At 49.5% G+C, this 1500-nt stretch carries 13 tRNA genes and 1 rRNA gene; all 14 read left to right on the top strand.

Annotation, left to right across the window (positions count from 1 at the left end):
• Nucleotides 1-168: 168 nt before the first annotated feature.
• The 14 genes from rrf (at nucleotide 169) to N524_RS0108680 (ending at nucleotide 1434) form a co-directional block, all read left to right on the top strand.
• Nucleotides 169-283, top strand: a 5S ribosomal RNA gene (rrf, locus tag N524_RS0108745).
• A 14-nt stretch (nucleotides 284-297) separates the two neighbouring features.
• A tRNA-Asn gene (locus N524_RS0108740) sits at nucleotides 298-372 on the top strand.
• Between the two features lies 1 nt (nucleotide 373).
• Nucleotides 374-445: transfer RNA gene (locus N524_RS0108735), tRNA-Glu, on the top strand.
• A 7-nt stretch (nucleotides 446-452) separates the two neighbouring features.
• Nucleotides 453-528 (top strand) — tRNA-Val (locus tag N524_RS0108730).
• An 8-nt stretch (nucleotides 529-536) separates the two neighbouring features.
• Nucleotides 537-612: transfer RNA gene (locus N524_RS0108725), tRNA-Thr, on the top strand.
• A gap of 6 nt (nucleotides 613-618) precedes the next feature.
• Nucleotides 619-694: transfer RNA gene (locus tag N524_RS0108720), tRNA-Lys, on the top strand.
• 8 nt (nucleotides 695-702) lie between these two features.
• Nucleotides 703-784, top strand: a tRNA-Leu gene (locus tag N524_RS0108715).
• A gap of 3 nt (nucleotides 785-787) precedes the next feature.
• Nucleotides 788-862, top strand: a tRNA-Gly gene (locus N524_RS0108710).
• Between the two features lie 9 nt (nucleotides 863-871).
• Nucleotides 872-960: transfer RNA gene (locus N524_RS0108705), tRNA-Leu, on the top strand.
• A 15-nt stretch (nucleotides 961-975) separates the two neighbouring features.
• Nucleotides 976-1049, top strand: a tRNA-Arg gene (locus N524_RS0108700).
• Between the two features lie 9 nt (nucleotides 1050-1058).
• A tRNA-Pro gene (locus N524_RS0108695) sits at nucleotides 1059-1132 on the top strand.
• A gap of 26 nt (nucleotides 1133-1158) precedes the next feature.
• A tRNA-Ala gene (locus N524_RS0108690) sits at nucleotides 1159-1234 on the top strand.
• A 24-nt stretch (nucleotides 1235-1258) separates the two neighbouring features.
• Nucleotides 1259-1332 (top strand) — tRNA-Met (locus N524_RS0108685).
• Between the two features lie 28 nt (nucleotides 1333-1360).
• Nucleotides 1361-1434: transfer RNA gene (locus tag N524_RS0108680), tRNA-Ile, on the top strand.
• Nucleotides 1435-1500 lie beyond the last annotated feature (66 nt).

Here is a 1500-nt window from a genome sequence, read left to right as displayed (position 1 = left end):
TTATAAGATCCCTCAAAGATGATGAGGTTAATAGGTTCGAGGTGGAAGCGTGGTGACACGTGGAGCTGACGAATACTAATCGATCGAAGACTTAATCAATTTTATGTTTTGCGACGCAAAATCATTTTACTTACTATCTAGTTTTGAATGTATAATACATTCCATTTGTCTGGTGACAATGGCAAGGAGGTCACACCTGTTCCCATGCCGAACACAGAAGTTAAGCTCCTTAGCGCCGATGGTAGTCGGACTAACGTTCCGCTAGAGTAGGACGTTGCCAGGCAAATATATAATTATTCCACAGTAGCTCAGTGGTAGAGCTATCGGCTGTTAACCGATCGGTCGTAGGTTCGAGTCCTACCTGTGGAGCCATGGCTCCTTGGTCAAGCGGTTAAGACACCGCCCTTTCACGGCGGTAACACGGGTTCGAGTCCCGTAGGAGTCATTTTAATGGAGAATTAGCTCAGCTGGGAGAGCATCTGCCTTACAAGCAGAGGGTCGGCGGTTCGAACCCGTCATTCTCCACCATTTTAGTAGCCGGCCTAGCTCAATTGGTAGAGCAACTGACTTGTAATCAGTAGGTTGGGGGTTCAAGTCCTCTGGCCGGCACCAGTTTTAGAGCCATTAGCTCAGTTGGTAGAGCATCTGACTTTTAATCAGAGGGTCAGAGGTTCGAATCCTCTATGGCTCACCATTTTAATAGCGGGTGTGGCGGAATTGGCAGACGCACTAGACTTAGGATCTAGCGCCTTACGGCGTGGGGGTTCGACTCCCTTCACCCGCATATGCAGAAGTAGTTCAGCGGTAGAATACAACCTTGCCAAGGTTGGGGTCGCGGGTTCGAATCCCGTCTTCTGCTCCATTTTATAGTGCCGGGGTGGCGGAACTGGCAGACGCACAGGACTTAAAATCCTGCGGTGAGAGATCACCGTACCGGTTCGATTCCGGTCCTCGGCACCATAATATTGTTAATATGCGCCCGTAGCTCAATTGGATAGAGCGTTTGACTACGGATCAAGAGGTTATGGGTTCGACTCCTATCGGGCGCGCTTATTCTACGGGAAGTAGCTCAGCTTGGTAGAGCACTTGGTTTGGGACCAAGGGGTCGTAGGTTCGAATCCTGTCTTCCCGATAGTAACAATTAATAAGTTTAATTATGGGGGCTTAGCTCAGATGGGAGAGCGCCTGCTTTGCACGCAGGAGGTCAGCGGTTCGATCCCGCTAGTCTCCACCATATTAAATTTACAAACTAGATAACGGCGGTGTAGCTCAGCTGGCTAGAGCGTACGGTTCATACCCGTGAGGTCGGGGGTTCGATCCCCTCCACCGCCACTACTTATTAGTTGTAGGATTATATTTAGGACCTTTAGCTCAGTTGGTTAGAGCTAACGGCTCATAACCGTTCGGTCGCAGGTTCGAGTCCTGCAAGGTCCATATAATTTTGGAGGAATACCCAAGTTCGGCTGAAGGGATCGGTCTTGAAAACCGACAGGGCCTTAA

This window comes from Staphylococcus sp. URHA0057 (assembly GCF_000620265.1).
In the GTDB taxonomy this organism is placed as follows: domain Bacteria; phylum Bacillota; class Bacilli; order Staphylococcales; family Staphylococcaceae; genus Staphylococcus; species Staphylococcus pasteuri.
This window is presented reverse-complemented; position numbering and strand designations above follow the sequence as displayed.